Source organism: Desulfofustis glycolicus DSM 9705, from assembly GCF_900130015.1.
In the GTDB taxonomy this organism is placed as follows: domain Bacteria; phylum Desulfobacterota; class Desulfobulbia; order Desulfobulbales; family Desulfocapsaceae; genus Desulfofustis; species Desulfofustis glycolicus.
Map to the genome: position 1 here is coordinate 42,569 of NZ_FQXS01000016.1, position 13,967 is coordinate 56,535.

A 13,967-nucleotide genomic window follows, 5' to 3' on the forward strand; every position below is an offset into this window, starting at 1 on the left:
ATGGCGCAAGATATCATTGATGAAAGCCGGATTCAGGATCTCCAAAAGCATTCGATTCAGGATACTTTTGTCACTGGCAGGAGTTTTGCTTGTTGTTTCAGCTCTGTCCCCGCTTTTGGCTCCGTACGATCCGTATGTACAGGACTTGTCCCAGGCATTACAACCACCGAGCGGTATGCACTGGCTCGGTACCGACCGTTACGGGAGGGACATGCTGTCACGGGTGATGGTGGGAGGACGGACAACTCTTTACACAGCGCTGTCGCTGGTGGCTGTCATATCGGTTTTCGGGACGCTGGTGGGCATCGTCAGCGGATATAAGGGCGGCAGAATTGATACGTTTCTGATGAGAGTTTCAGACATTTTTCTGGCCTTTCCCGGGATGGTCTTTGCCATAGCGGTTGCCGGTGTGTTGGGAGGCGGGTTGATAAACGCGGTGATGGCGTTGGCGTTCATCTCCTGGCCCAAGTATGCGCGACTGGCAAGAGGGCAAGTTCTTTCCATAAAAAGCCTTTCTTATTTCTCGGCTGCTCGGCTGAGTGGCTCGGGCACGGTGAAAATCATATTCAGGCATATTCTACCGAATATCACGGGTATCATTCTGGTGACAGCAACTCTTGATATCGGCACGATGATCATGGAACTGGCTGCTCTTTCTTTTCTCGGATTGGGAGCAACCCCGCCGACTCCGGAATGGGGTTCGATGATGAGCAATGGACGGAGCATGCTGCAGACATCACCATGGGTGATCTTGGCTCCCGGTTGTGCCATTTTCATCTCGGTGGTGATTTTCAATTTGCTGGGGGATACCGTACGGGATGTACTGGATCCGAAGAATAATCAATAAAAGAGAGTGACAAATGAAAAAGGCACGAGGAATCGGATCGCTGCTTGCAGCAACAATGCTCGCTTTGAGCATGGTGGTATCAGGAGCGGCAAACGTAGCGGCTGCTTCTTCCGGTACCGGTGAAGCAAAAGGGAAGGTGTTCAATTACGGGACCATGGCATATGGCGTTGCCATGGGCAATGTGGGGGTGAATCCCCACGAAGGATACAGTGGCTGGTCCACCATCCGCTACGGCGTCGGCGAGACATTGTTCAAATTCAATGCAGCCATGGAACTGGAGCCGTGGCTGGCAAAAGGGTATGAACGGATTGACCCCTATACGATTCGGATCGATCTTCGGGATGACGTCTTTTTCTCCAATGGCGAGAAGATGACCGGGGAATCGGTGAAAGCATGCCTGGAGCATTTGCTTGCCGCACATAACCGTGCTCCCAAGGATTTGCAGATCAAGTCGATAACGGCGCACGGGCAGAGCGTCACGATCACTTCAGAGGCGAAGGTTCCGGCTCTTCTGAACTACCTGAGTGATCCGTATGGAGCGATTATCAATATGAAAGCAGGTATTAGCGAGGACAAGAATGTCGTGGGGACGGGCCCGTATGTAGCAACCCAAATCTCCGATACGGAAATCAGTCTCGTTGCCAATGGCCAGTACTGGAACGGTACCCCCAAGATCGACAGGATCAACATCAAGTCCATTACCGACGGAGACACCTTGACGATGGCTCTGCAGTCCGGGGAAATCGATGCGGCGCAGGGTTTACCGTATGCGAGTCTGCAATTGTTCAGAAGCGATGACAGGTACAAGATCAATTCGGCTAGTACATCAAGGGTGTATCAGGCCTGTATGAACTATAAATCCGAGGTCATCCAGGATGATGCGGTTCGCAAAGCCATCGCCATGGGGATAGACAAAGAGGGATTCACTTCGGTATTGCTGCAGGGCAACGGATCTCCCACTGTCGGACCGTTTCCCGCCAACTTCAAGTTTGGTGGGGATGCGGTGAAGGGTGAGCCGTACGATATCGAAGGGGCGAAACAAGTTCTTGAAACTGCGGGCTGGGTGGACAGCGATGGCGACGGTATCCGGGAAAAGGGCGGGCACAAGCTGACCATCGATTGGCTCACCTATACGTCGCGTCAGGAGCTGCCATTGCTTGCGGAATCGGTGCAGGCGACACTCAAACTGGCCGGAATGGATGTGAAGGTCAATGCGACGGACAACTCCAAAGATTTCTTGAAAGCGGGGAAATGGGATGTGTATGCCAGTGCCTTCGTGGCTGCACCTACCGGGGATCCGCAGTATTATTTTACCACCCATGTGGTTGCGAGTTCTGACTATAATCGCGGTGGCTATTATAATGATATGGTAGAGAAATTGGTCGAATCGCTGGGCAACGAATTCGATCCGGCCAAAAGGGGTGAGCTTGCCGTAAAGATTTCACAGCAGATCCTGGATGATCACGCCTATGCCTATGCGTCTCATCTGAAGATGTCTTTGGTTATGAAAGAAGGGGTGACCGGCTTTGTCGCGCATCCCTCTGACTACTACGAAATCACCGCCAATCTGGATAAGAATGAGTAGTGTTCCACCGATCCCGCTGCTGGAGATCAAAAATGTAGAGATCTGCTACAGTGGAACACCCGTTATCTCTGAACTGAGCCTCAGCGTTCGCAAAGGTGAGATTTTGAGTATCGTCGGGGAGTCGGGAAGCGGAAAGAGCACCCTGATCAATGCGGTTATGGGCTTGTTGGGCAGCGATGGGCATGTCTCGAAAGGGAAAATTTTTTTCAAAGGGAAAAACCTCTTGAGCCTGTCCCCGGAGGCCCGACGGAGAACGAGGGGCCCGGAGATGGGCATGGTTTTTCAAAACCATGCCTCGTCTCTGTGCCCGATCCGAACGATTGGCGCTCAATATTACGAGGCTGTCAGGGCGCACCGTAAAATCAATAGAAACGAAGTCGAAGATATGGCCGCGGCAATCTTTGAGGGAATGAATCTCAAAGACGCCTCCCGGATCCTGGCAAGTTATCCTTTCGAACTGTCCGGCGGAATGAGCCAACGAGTCGGGATTGCCATGGCTATGCTCTTGGAGCCGGATCTTCTCCTCACCGATGAGCCGACTTCAGCATTGGATGTCATTGTCAAGGCGATGGTTTCAAACGAATTGAAAACACTCCGGAACGAGAAAGAGACTTCAATTGTCATGGTGACGCATGATATCGGCCTTGCCGCCATTTTTTCTGACAACATCGCTGTTCTTAATAAGGGCCGCCTGGTGGAATACGGGGCAACGTCGTCGATAATTAATGATCCGCAAGACGACTACACCAGAGAATTGATCCGGGCGGTACCCAGAATATTCAAGAGATGAAAGCATGGGAGCGTTGCTGACAGCGACAGGGATTTGCAAGCACTACCGTGTTGGTCGCGAACGGGTGCATGCTGTTCATGACGTGTCATTGCGGATTGATCGTGGGGAATGTGTTGGCCTCGTTGGTGAAAGCGGCTGCGGAAAAAGCACTGTTGCCGGGATCGTAACATCTCTGATACAGGCCGATGCTGGCAGGGTCCTGCTTGAAGGCAGAGATATAAGCGCTGGATCCGGCAGGAGGCGAAACGTATGCACAGCTATCCAAATGGTTTTTCAGTCACCAGCCGATTCTTTCAACCCGCGTCTGACACTTGGTGACAGCATAATCGAGGGGTTGATCAACCAAGGGATCGCAAAACAAGAGGCGAGAAATTTGACGCTTGAGTATCTCGGTTTATGCGGACTGCCAAAAACGTTTGCCGATCGCTATCCCCATCAGGTCAGCGGAGGGGAGTGTCAGCGGGCATCGATAGCGCGTGCTATTGCGGTACAACCGAAGCTTCTCATTTGCGACGAGGCGACGAGCGCCCTCGATGTGACGATACAGGCACAAATAATTGATCTCATAGCGAAGTTGAGAAGAGAATTGAGCATGTCTTGTTTATTAATAAGCCATGATATAGCGTTGATCTGGGAAATATGCGATCGCGTGATGATTATGTGCGAAGGTGAAATTATCGAAGACGGCATACCATCTGATATCATCTCACACCCGAAACAAGAGTATACAAGAAGTCTTATCGAGGCTGCTTTTCTGTCAAGCGCTTGGGGTGGGTGCTGCAGTTGAGTTCCCTCCCATCTATTTTCCCCCAACCTGAGAAGTTCATTGACACTTTTGACACGCTTTGCTATGTGTATTACGAAAATAGAAAAAGTAATACTTGGCGGTACGATTAATCACTCGCTTGATATCCGGCTCGCAAAAGCAGACCCTGAGAATGGAAAAAGCAGAGGCACTCCGCTCCATTTATCATGATCACCTGGTCTATATTCAACAGAAGGTTCGGGTTGATTACGACAATTGGAAACAGCAGCCGGTACGGTTCTATTTTACCGGCAGATCGTTCGAGGTCGCGGCTGTCATCTGCCACTTCAGAATACGGCCGGATCGGCCGGCAAGCGGCTATCTCATCCAAACGACCGACCGAACTGTTTTCTGTTTGTACTCCCAATTGGAAACGGATGAGAGGCGTCATGCCGTGGCGCGCGGTTTCTGGGTGCTCAGTTTCCGTATTCAGAACGACGACGAATTGATGTCATGGTTTGTGGAGGATCGAAAAGTGCTTGGCAATCTTTCTCTGAAACGAATCACTTCGTTTCATGGTCATGTGTGTCCGGAACTTGTTGTCGGGGCGAAATTTTGCGAGTTTGCCCAGAATCTCTTCAACAACGGTATCATCCCCGTTACCGGATATTCGGTGATTGCCGAAAACTACACCTCCGCCTTGGACGCAATCCAGGTATTGCTCGGCGCCACGTTGGGCAATCAGCGCTTATCGGTGATAGATAATGGCAAGCACGTGTATACGCTGTTCAGTCATTACGAAAAGAGAGGGTGGAAGGTAAGGCTGCGGTCATTGCCTTTTGATGACCGCAGGTTGTTTGACTCGTTGCAGGATTCAATCAGCAGAGAACAAGCCTCTCTTGATGACATCGTTTCATTTCAGCGTATGTTGGACGATCGTGTCGAACGGCTTCTGGCAATGAGCGTTGAAGAGCTTTTTCATATCGAAGAAGTCACCTATGAAACGGTGCCGCATGAATCGGCCGTTGCCTATCGTTTCTGCTCAGTTTGCGGAGATTTCGTCCAGGTCAATCATAGCATCATGAAAGACGAGGCCATCGTGTGTTCGCCTTGCTTTCAGAAAATGGCTCTCAGCGGGCTGGGAGCCACCGATGTTCATTGATGCCAATGGTTGTCCCCTCGTCAATGATCGTGGCTGTGCTCTTCTGTGTCATGATCGGCATGTTCGTGCCGATGCGGGTTAGATCGAGGTTCATGAGAATGGTCGTGTCCGGTATCTGCATCACCATGCGGGTGCTCGTGGGTATGCTCAAAAGAATGAGCATGGGTATGTCGGTGGTGATGGGGATGGCTATGCGCTTCTTCACCATGTTTGATAAGATTACCTTATGGGCGAGAAGAGTTGAAAGGAGGTTACACGATGGATAGCCAACGTTTATGATCTCATCAAAAACATGATTGACTCGAAAATGTAACTGAGGTAAGTGTACGAAAGATTTTCAGGTTCCACCCCGGTGGATAAAAAGGGAACCCGGTGTAAGTCCGGGACGGGCCCGCCGCTGTAATCCTGCCCTCATGCCAGTTTGGTGAGGGAACTCTCTCAGCCAGTTGTGCGCCACTGCATTTCGCGGGAAGGCCGCCGAGAGAGCAGGAAAGTCAGAAGACCTGCCTGAAATGAGCTGGTGAAGCCCCGTGGACAAGGGTTTCATGCATCGTTTCTGAGGATAGAACAGGGCATCCCCGGATCATTACATGGTCCGGGGATTTTTTTCTCCCCGGGCGCCCGCTAACCTGGAGGAGGGAATCACATGTTCAAGCATTGCCAAGCCGCGCTCGTACTATCCGTTATTGCTCTCGATGCCTCACCGATTGTTGCCGCAGAACAGGCCGCCCGGCCGACCATGATGGATACGGTCGTGGTCACCGAGAGCAGAATCGAGGAAGCCAAGAAAGAGGTCAGCGCCAATATCACCGTCATCTCCCGTGAGGATATCGAGCAGTCGGCCAGTCGTGATCTTGCCGGATTACTGACCGAACATGGTCTCGGGCACATCCAGAAATATCCCGGGAGTCTCGCTTCGGTGGGTATCAGAGGGTTCAGGACGGACAGCCACGGCAACGATCTCCAGGGCAAAGTGCTCATCCTGCTTGACGGACGGCGAGCCGGTTCGGGCAATGCCACCAAGATACTGACCGAGAATGTCGAACGGGTTGAAGTGATCCGAGGTCCGGGGGCGGTTCAGTACGGATCTGCCGGCATTGGCGGTGTTATCAATGTCATTACCCGCCGGGGATCAGAGAACTCCATGTTTGTCAGGAGCGGGGGAGGATCGTACGAACGTTGGGAAGCTGCTGCCGGAGGCACTGCTGTGGAAGGTGGTTTTGATTTTTCAGGTGCGATCCATTACCTGACGTTTGGCGATTATGACATCGGCGGCGGCGACACCTTCGCCAATACCGGAATCGACGGCCAGTACGGCATCAGCCTGCAGGGCGGCTATTCGTTTTCGGAGCAGCATCGGCTCGGTCTCATCTTCACCGGTTTTGACGTCAGCGAGGCCGGCACTCCGGGTTACTTGAGTGCCAATGACTTGGACGATTATACCGATAAAAGCAACTATTCACTGGATACACGCTACACGGGTGCTACCAAAAACGGCAGGCACCAGTGGATGGCCCGCTATTTCTTCGGCCAGGATGAAGATACGTGGTTCACTCCGGTCGAATCCAATCCGGATTTCTGGGATACCGGTGAAACGACGGTGCGGACGACGGATCAGCAAGGCGTACAGGCCCAGGTTACCGGACTATTCGGCCCGTATTCGATGACTGCCGGTTTTGACTGGGTGGACTACGACGTCACCTATACCTATTCGCCGAAGGAGGCCACGTATACCAACCCGGCCTTATTCCTGTTGGGCAAAGGCTCCTTTTTTGACGATACGCTCATCGCCAATTTCGGCCTGCGCCATGACTGGTTTGCTGTAGAAGTACTGGATCCGGTTGGCAGGGATGAGGACCAGACCAACCTGGCCCCGAAATTCGGGCTTGCCTGGCTTGTCACCGAGAATCTCAAACTGCGCGCCCAGTATGCCCAGGGATTCATGATGCCGTCAGCCGACCAGCTGGCTATCGATACCTCCCATTTCGGTTTGCGTGTCGTCGGCAACCCGGATCTTGGTCCGGAGAAAAGCTCCACGATCGAAGGGGGCGTCGATTACTCCGCCAACGGCTTTTCTGGATCACTCAGCTACTTCCACACCAAATACGAAGACAAGATCACCGTTGCGTATCTTGCCGACGGCAGTCAGAGCTGGGCGAATGTGGGCGATGCCACGGTGGCCGGATTCGAGGTTGAACTCGGCTATGATATCGGCGAGTTATTTGACTTGACCTGGGAATTTCGCCCGTATCTGAGTGCGACCCTGCTAACAGAATATGATGACGAAGAAACCGGTGAGGATCTGCCCTACATCAACGACGCTGCACTCTCGGCAGGTATTGCCGCCAGCAATGGCATGGGGACCTATGGTCGATTCAATGTCGCCTATTACAGTTCGCAGGACGTCGATGATTGGGAGTCCGGTGCCTACCCGGCCCCGGTCGTGAGTCTCGGCAGCGTCGTCGTGGCCGATATCGTCGGGGCCTATCGTTTCTGGCAGGACGATCGTTACGGCTCACTGACCGTACGGGGAGAGATCAGAAACCTTTTCGATGAAGAATATGCCTATGTCAAAGGCTACCCGATGCCCGGCATCAATGTCTATCTCGGCCTGCGATGGGATTACTAGGGTTGACCCATCGTCTGGGGTTGATCTGTCAGCCGTGTGAGGAGACGGGTGTGTTACCGATTTGCCGTATTGCCCGGCTTCTGACTCGGCTCTCTGCCTGACACAAACGATTGAGGTCTGCCATGTTTATCAGGACGCTCACGCTGTTCATCTTCGTATTCCTGCCACAGGCGGTTGCCGCAGGGGAATTTCCGCTTGTCTTTAGCGACTCCGGTGGAGCTGAGATCGTCATCGAGAAACCGCCGCAACGGGTCGTGTCCCTGGTGCCGTCAATCACCGAAATACTGTTCTCCATCGGGGCGGACAGTGCGGTTGCAGGTATCACCCACCATTCGCTACTGCCGCACGGTATGGCCGAAAAACCGGTTGTGGGCGGCTTTCTCAGCCCTGATCTGGCTCGAGCCGCCGCCCTTGAACCGGATGTGGTCTTCTATACCGAACTGCAACAGGGGGTGGTCGAAGCATTCGGCCGGGAGGTGATACTGATCGATCTTTCAGCCAATTCGGTTGAACAGGGTTTTGCCCATATACGGCTTCTTGGCCGGATGTTTGAGAGGGAAGCGGAATCGGCCGCAGTCCTTGAGGAACAGCAGCAGTTGCTGACACTCGTCGAAATGAAAACGGCGGCTCTTTCCGCTGCCGAGAGACCGAGGGTGATCAGGTTGATGGGCAGCGATCCGGTCATGGTACCGGGTGACGATTCGTTCCAGAACGAGTACATCCGCCGTGCAGGCGGAACTGCTCCTCTGTTCGGTAAGAACGGTTCGATTGTTTCGCTTGATCTTTCTGAGTGGCAGGATTTCAACCCGCAGGTCATCTACGCTTGCGGCGACGGCGCGAGTATTTTTCCACTGCTCCAGCTGCCGGGCTGGAAAGATGTTGATGCCATTCAAGACAACAGGGTCATGTTTTTTCCCTGTGACTTGACCTGCAGGGTTGCCGCTCACCCCGGCTCGTTCGTGGCATGGCTTGCCGCACGGCTCCATGAAGAACGGTTCAGTGACCCGCAGCAACAATTATTGGCCGACGGGATAGTTGTTCGCCGACCGCTTCTCCTGCCGCTCACGTATATCTCTTCGGCCTGGGTGGTGGAGAGCAACATCAAGGATTTTAACAATAAGAGTGTGTTGGTCGAGTTTGCTGAGCCGATGAGGATCCTCTCGACATTGGAAGGCTGGCGTGAAAATATCCGATGGGTCGGCAATCATTATTTCCCGCCGCCCGCCTGGGGGCTTGGACATCAGGAAGGAGTGCAGGGGCTGCGCCGCACGACGCTGGCCGCTCTCGGTCGCGAGGCGGTCGATACGGCGCTGCTTTTTACCGGTGCGGATATGGGCAACCTAGCCTTGGTCAGCCGATCCTACCGGGACCTCCAGGTTACCGCACTGGTTACCGCCGGCGTTCAGGGAAATGCGATGCGCGCGGCGTTCGACGAAGGACTCTACTACGAACTCGATGATCAGGGGCAGGAAAAAAGTTCGGGTACCATAAATATCCTGCTGCTGACCAACGCCACGCTTTCTCCGCGAGCGATGTCCCGGGCGCTGATCGGCGCCACCGAAGCAAAGAGCGCAGCTTTACAGGACCTGGACATTCGTTCGTCCTACAGTGCATTGTTTTATCCGGCGACCGGAACGGGGACCGACAACATACTCGTCGTACAGGGCAGCGGTCCGCCTGTTGACGCAGCCGGAGGCCATACCAGGCTGGGCGAGTTGATTGGAAAAGTCGTCTATGACGGGGTGCGTGACGCGGTACTGCGGCAGAATGGCCTTTCGGCAGGCCGAACCGTTTTCCAGCGACTGAGAGAGCGGAAAATCGATCTGAGTGAGATCTGCCGGTCCGGAGATGATCATCTGTGTGAAGCCGGTATGCTGGAAAAGCTCCTCCTTGAGCCGCGCTACGAATCGTTTGTGCACGCTGCCCTGGCGATCAGCGATGACCATGAACGCGGTCTCATCAAGGATCTCTCCTCGTTCAACGATTGGTGCCGGGTAATTGCCGCTGAAATTGCCGGGCAGCCGGTTGAGTTGAAAACGATCGATAACGAGTCGCTGCCCGCGACCCTCCGCTTGGCCTTTGGCGCTCTGACAAGCGGATTCAATGGTTGTGGCGGCACTGAAGCCTGTTACGAAAACGGAAAAGATTAGAATGAGGCTGCCAGAGCACAAGTTTTCCACGAATAGCATGCACCATATGTCGGCCAGGAGCACGGCGCTACGTGGAGGCAGGTGGCGTATTCGAGACACACCGTCCGGGTATCTTTGCGGAAAGCCGAGGTTGCGATCATTGCCGGTGAAAACCGTATTACCTGATTGACTTTAACAGAGATAGCGTCGATGAAATCAGAAAACGTTCTCACTGTGTTAGATAACTGGCGCGGACGTATTGAGTGCGGACCACCAGTCTGCCAAGTTACATGTATCCGCATATTGGTTCTATTCTCTCTGGTTTTTGGTGTTTTTCCGTCAGACAGTTTCGGGGAACAGCTACCTGCCGTGCCGCAGCGGATTGTATCGCTCGGTCCGGTTAACACGGAAAATCTCTATCTCCTCGGTGCCGGTGATCGTCTCGTTGGCAATACGATGTATTGCGTGCGACCGGAGCAGGCAAAAACGGTGAAGAAAGTAGGCTCGGTGATGCAGGTCAACATAGAAAAGCTTGTCAGCCTTGAACCGGATCTTGTTCTCACCACCGGCTTGACCCAGCCGATGCAACTCGAGAGTCTGCGCAAGTTTGGGGTCACGCTTGCCCATTTCGAGCAGCCGTCATCGTTTGCCCAAAGCTGTGTCCAGTTTATCGAACTCGGCCGCCTGCTTGGTCTGGAGGAGCGAGCAGGCGGCATCATCGCGCAGATCCGGCAACAGGTATCCTCGCTGGGGGCGCAGGTGAGCGATCGGTCAAAGCCGAGCGTGCTGCTGCAAATCGGGGCAAATCCGCTCTATGTCACCGGCGGTGATACGTTTCTCAGCGATTATATCAGGCTTGGCGGCGGCCGGAACGTCATGGAGCAGCGAAACTCCGGACGGATCGACTATGAAGAGGTCGTCGCGGTTAATCCGGATGTCATCATTATCGCGATAATGGGCTCAGAAACCGGGGTTGCCGGGCAAGAGCTGGAAAAGTGGCAAAAATTCGTCACGGTTAACGCGGTCAAGACAGGCCGGGTTCATATCATCGATCCCAATCTCGCCTGCAGCCCTTCTCCTGCCACGTTTACTCAGGCCCTGCGCCTAATCACCGGTTTTATTCATCCGAACACATTACGTGAGACGGAACAATGACACTCTATGACATCATGCTCAGTGGCGGCCCGGTCATGTGGCCTTTACTCGGTTGTTCGGTTCTTGTGCTTACCGTTGTAATCGAACGTGTTTTGTTCTGGCTCGACCTTGAAAGAAGACGGGACCGGTTGCTGATGGACGAGGTGCTTCAACTGGCCGAGTCAGGAAATTGGGATCAGATAAAAAAACGGGCTGAGGGCAGTCGCGATCATGTCATACGCATCCTGGTTGTCGGTATTCTGCATCGCGAGTTCGACATTGGGCGAGCCATGGAGGCAGAGACGGAGGTTCTGCTGCAGCGGATGAGCCGTTTCATGCCGGTACTCGACACGATGATCACCGTGGCGCCGCTGCTTGGCATACTCGGGACTGTGCTGGGAATTATCCATTCGTTCAAAATGCTGGGAGTGGAAGGACTTGCCGACCCGAAGCTGGTGACGGCAGGGATTGCCCAGGCCTTGATCACCACGGCGGTCGGTCTCAGCATCTCGATTGTTGCCGTGCTTCCATATAACTATTTCAATACCAGAATCGACAGGGGGATCCATGTCGTGGAAAAGTACGCCACCAGCCTGGAGGTCGTCTTTAAGCGGTTGAAAAACGGATCCCTCAACAGACCATGAAACTGGCTCGTCGTGGGAAAAAAGGGGTTCGGATCGAGATGCTGCCGCTGATCGATATCGTTTTTCTGCTCCTGGTCTTTTTCATTTATGCCATGCTCTCGATGGCGGTTCATCGGGGGCTGGTTCTCGATTTGCCCGAGTCGTCCACTGCCGGCTCGAGCGAACAGAGTCCGTTGTCGCTCTCGATCAAGAGAGTCGGAACGAATGACGTAGCCTATTATCTCGATGATCGGGAATTGGGTGCAGGCGACCTCGAGCGGGAGCTGCGTGCCTTGCAGGAAAAGGCAGGAGGTGCCCCCGTGCTTGTTTTTGCCGAAGAAGGCATCTCCTACCAGCAATTGTATGCGACCCTTGACCTGTTGAAACGGGCCGGCGTTTTAAGCATCTCCCTGCAAGCCAACCGGGAATGAAGCAGAGTCGCCTCACCGTCGCTTTGACATGTGCCTTGGCGATCCACGTGTTTATCTTTACGATCCACCTCCCCGCCCCATCTGTTTCTCCTCGCCTGATCAGCAGTGACTCAATCACCGTTACCCTCGCCGTGCCTTCAGTAGCAAAGGATGAAGAACATCGTGAGCATGTTCGTGAGCAGAAACCACCACTGCGTAACGAACGAAACACAACGGAAAGAAACGAAAACCACACAATCGGGAAACAAGAAAACCACCGTCCTCCGCCGGAATCAGTCGAGGAAGCGGTGAATATCAGCCCGGATGCCCGAAAAAAGATCTTTAGATCCCGGACAGAAACGAACCGCGCTCAAAAAACGACGCCGGATCTCGAACATGAAAAAAATCGATCCCAAGAGGGTCCTGTGATGGGGAGCCAACAGAAAATGGAAACTTCTTCGTCACGATCTCTTCAGGTATCGGCTGCTTCTGTTGTCGAAGCTTTGCCGCTTTACGAGCATAACCCGAAGCCGATCTACCCGGAGATTGCCAGAAGGAGAAAATGGGAAGGAATCGTCATCCTTGAAGCTGGTGTAGATTCGAACGGTAATGTCGTTTCGTCTTCAATACATCAGAGCAGCGGGTATCCCGTTCTGGATGATTCCGCGCATCGTGCCGTCAGAAAGTGGCGCTTCATTCCGGCAAATAGAAATGGGGTGCCAATAGCCTGCACGATCATGATACCGGTTGCCTTTGCTCTGGAAGGAACACATTGAAGACACCAGCTACTATTCAGGCAGCAGTTGCCGGATGGTGGCGCTATATCATCATCTGCTGTGAAAGTAAATTGTAGAACTTGACGCACGCAACTGCTTCCGTCTTTTCCTGGACCTTTGCAAAATGCCCGGCCGTTTGGATTTCCTGATATTTATGTTCAGTATTTTTGTTTCAGCAAAGGTTGCAGAACAGCATTAACCATTTCGGTCAGCGCAGGGTGATAATTACGCTTTTCCATGTTAATCAGGTCGACGGTTTCGACGATCGTCCTTGCAAGAGAAACAATGCCCAGAAAAAAGAATCAATCCTACTGCTTGGCGGGGCCGGTCCGGCAGTGAAATGATCATCGGTGATTGTTGCCGGGAAAAAGATTGTAGCGGAGAATACAGATGAGAACTCGCAGTCCATCCTGCCAGCCGATTTTTTTTCCTTCTCTGTATGTACGGCCGTTGTAGGAGATACCAACTTCGAAGATACGGCAGTGGAGTTTCGCGATTTTTGCTGTTATTTCGGGATCACAGCCGAATCGTTCCTCGCGCAGGGTCAGCTTGTCTATTACCGGCCTCGTGAAGGCTTTATAGCCGGTTTCCATATCGCTGAGATTAATATTGGTACACATGTTGGATAGCAACGTCAGCAGCCGGTTGCCGATAAAGTGACGGAAATAGAGCACCCGGTGGGCATCGCCACCCTGGAAGCGCGAGCCGTAGACCACATCGGCCTGGCCGGAGAGAATGGGCGTCAGCAGTTTTGGGTAATCCTCTGGATCATATTCCAGATCAGCGTCCTGGATCAGGATGATGTTGCCCCGGGCAGCTTGGAAACCGGTGCGCAGTGCGGCCCCTTTGCCGCGGTTTTTCGGGTGGAACAGTTTGACGATGTTGTCGCCGGGGATGGAGGTGCGGAGAAGCTCCGTAGTGCCGTCGGTGGAGCCGTCATCGACTATGACAATCTCCTTGGCCGGGATCGCGGGGGCGGCTTGAACCTGCTCGACGAGCGCCGCTATCGTTGCTCGCTCGTTATAAACCGGTATCACGATCGACAAGATATCGGTGGTGTGGTGGTGAAGCGACGGTGCTGTGCCGGTGGCTTCGTTCATGATCGTAAGAGGGCAGGTGTGGTCGTTTGCCGAGCTT

General features: G+C 53.4%; 13 protein-coding genes and 1 riboswitch. Of the genes, 11 read left to right on the forward strand and 2 right to left on the reverse strand.

Features of this window, described 5'->3' with window-relative positions; translation table 11 throughout:
* Positions 1–19 precede the first annotated feature (19 nt).
* From nikC to BUC26_RS13275, 5 genes are all read left to right on the forward strand, one after another.
* Positions 20–847 carry a nickel transporter permease gene (gene nikC / locus BUC26_RS13255; RefSeq protein WP_073376790.1) on the forward strand — a complete coding sequence of 276 codons (828 nt, stop codon included), beginning with the start codon at positions 20–22 and terminating at the stop codon, positions 845–847.
* 13 nt (positions 848–860) lie between these two features.
* Positions 861–2,432, forward strand: coding sequence for an ABC transporter substrate-binding protein (locus BUC26_RS13260; protein ID WP_073376792.1), 1,572 nt, complete (start codon positions 861–863; stop codon positions 2,430–2,432).
* The gene (locus BUC26_RS13265; RefSeq protein WP_208609792.1) at positions 2,374–3,222 is read left to right on the forward strand and encodes an ABC transporter ATP-binding protein; all 849 of its coding nucleotides are present in this window, start codon (positions 2,374–2,376) and stop codon (positions 3,220–3,222) included. The genes BUC26_RS13260 and BUC26_RS13265 overlap by 59 nt, the downstream gene beginning before the upstream one ends.
* Before the next feature lie 4 nt (positions 3,223–3,226).
* Positions 3,227–4,009: an ABC transporter ATP-binding protein gene (locus tag BUC26_RS13270; protein ID WP_073376795.1), complete on the forward strand. Its 783-nt coding sequence runs from the start codon at positions 3,227–3,229 to the stop codon at positions 4,007–4,009.
* A gap of 412 nt (positions 4,010–4,421) precedes the next feature.
* Positions 4,422–5,129, forward strand: coding sequence for an FmdE family protein (locus tag BUC26_RS13275; RefSeq protein WP_161949855.1), 708 nt, complete (start codon positions 4,422–4,424; stop codon positions 5,127–5,129).
* On the opposite strand, the gene BUC26_RS23005 is transcribed toward BUC26_RS13275, so the two are convergent.
* Entirely contained in the window at positions 5,098–5,337 is a 240-nt protein-coding gene (locus BUC26_RS23005) for a hypothetical protein (protein ID WP_143166005.1), read from the reverse strand. The genes BUC26_RS13275 and BUC26_RS23005 overlap by 32 nt on opposite strands.
* Positions 5,338–5,451: 114 nt before the next feature.
* Positions 5,452–5,654, forward strand: a riboswitch (cobalamin riboswitch).
* A 121-nt stretch (positions 5,655–5,775) separates the two neighbouring features.
* On the opposite strand from BUC26_RS23005, the gene BUC26_RS13285 reads away from it, so the two are divergent.
* From BUC26_RS13285 to BUC26_RS13310, 6 genes are all read left to right on the forward strand, one after another.
* A complete protein-coding gene (locus BUC26_RS13285; RefSeq protein ID WP_073376801.1) occupies positions 5,776–7,758 on the forward strand; it encodes a TonB-dependent receptor plug domain-containing protein in 1,983 nt (660 codons plus the stop codon).
* Positions 7,759–7,880: 122 nt separating this feature from the next.
* Positions 7,881–9,908 (forward strand): helical backbone metal receptor, encoded by a 2,028-nt coding sequence (locus BUC26_RS13290; protein WP_073376803.1) that lies wholly within the window; start codon positions 7,881–7,883, stop codon positions 9,906–9,908.
* A 348-nt stretch (positions 9,909–10,256) separates the two neighbouring features.
* The gene (locus BUC26_RS13295) at positions 10,257–11,042 is read left to right on the forward strand and encodes a helical backbone metal receptor (protein WP_161949856.1); all 786 of its coding nucleotides are present in this window, start codon (positions 10,257–10,259) and stop codon (positions 11,040–11,042) included.
* Positions 11,039–11,665, forward strand: a complete 627-nt coding sequence (locus tag BUC26_RS13300) for a MotA/TolQ/ExbB proton channel family protein (RefSeq protein WP_073376805.1) — start codon at positions 11,039–11,041, stop codon at positions 11,663–11,665. The genes BUC26_RS13295 and BUC26_RS13300 overlap by 4 nt, the downstream gene beginning before the upstream one ends.
* On the forward strand, positions 11,662–12,075 hold the full coding sequence (locus BUC26_RS13305; RefSeq protein ID WP_073376807.1) for an ExbD/TolR family protein: 414 nt from the start codon (positions 11,662–11,664) through the stop codon (positions 12,073–12,075). Before BUC26_RS13300 ends, BUC26_RS13305 begins: the two co-directional genes overlap by 4 nt.
* Positions 12,072–12,830 (forward strand): energy transducer TonB, encoded by a 759-nt coding sequence (locus tag BUC26_RS13310; RefSeq protein WP_073376809.1) that lies wholly within the window; start codon positions 12,072–12,074, stop codon positions 12,828–12,830. The genes BUC26_RS13305 and BUC26_RS13310 overlap by 4 nt, the downstream gene beginning before the upstream one ends.
* Positions 12,831–13,174: 344 nt before the next feature.
* Here BUC26_RS13310 and BUC26_RS13315 read toward each other — a convergent pair whose 3' ends face one another.
* The gene (locus BUC26_RS13315) at positions 13,175–13,930 is read right to left on the reverse strand and encodes a glycosyltransferase family 2 protein (protein WP_073376811.1); all 756 of its coding nucleotides are present in this window, start codon (positions 13,928–13,930) and stop codon (positions 13,175–13,177) included.
* Positions 13,931–13,967: the final 37 nt, after the last annotated feature.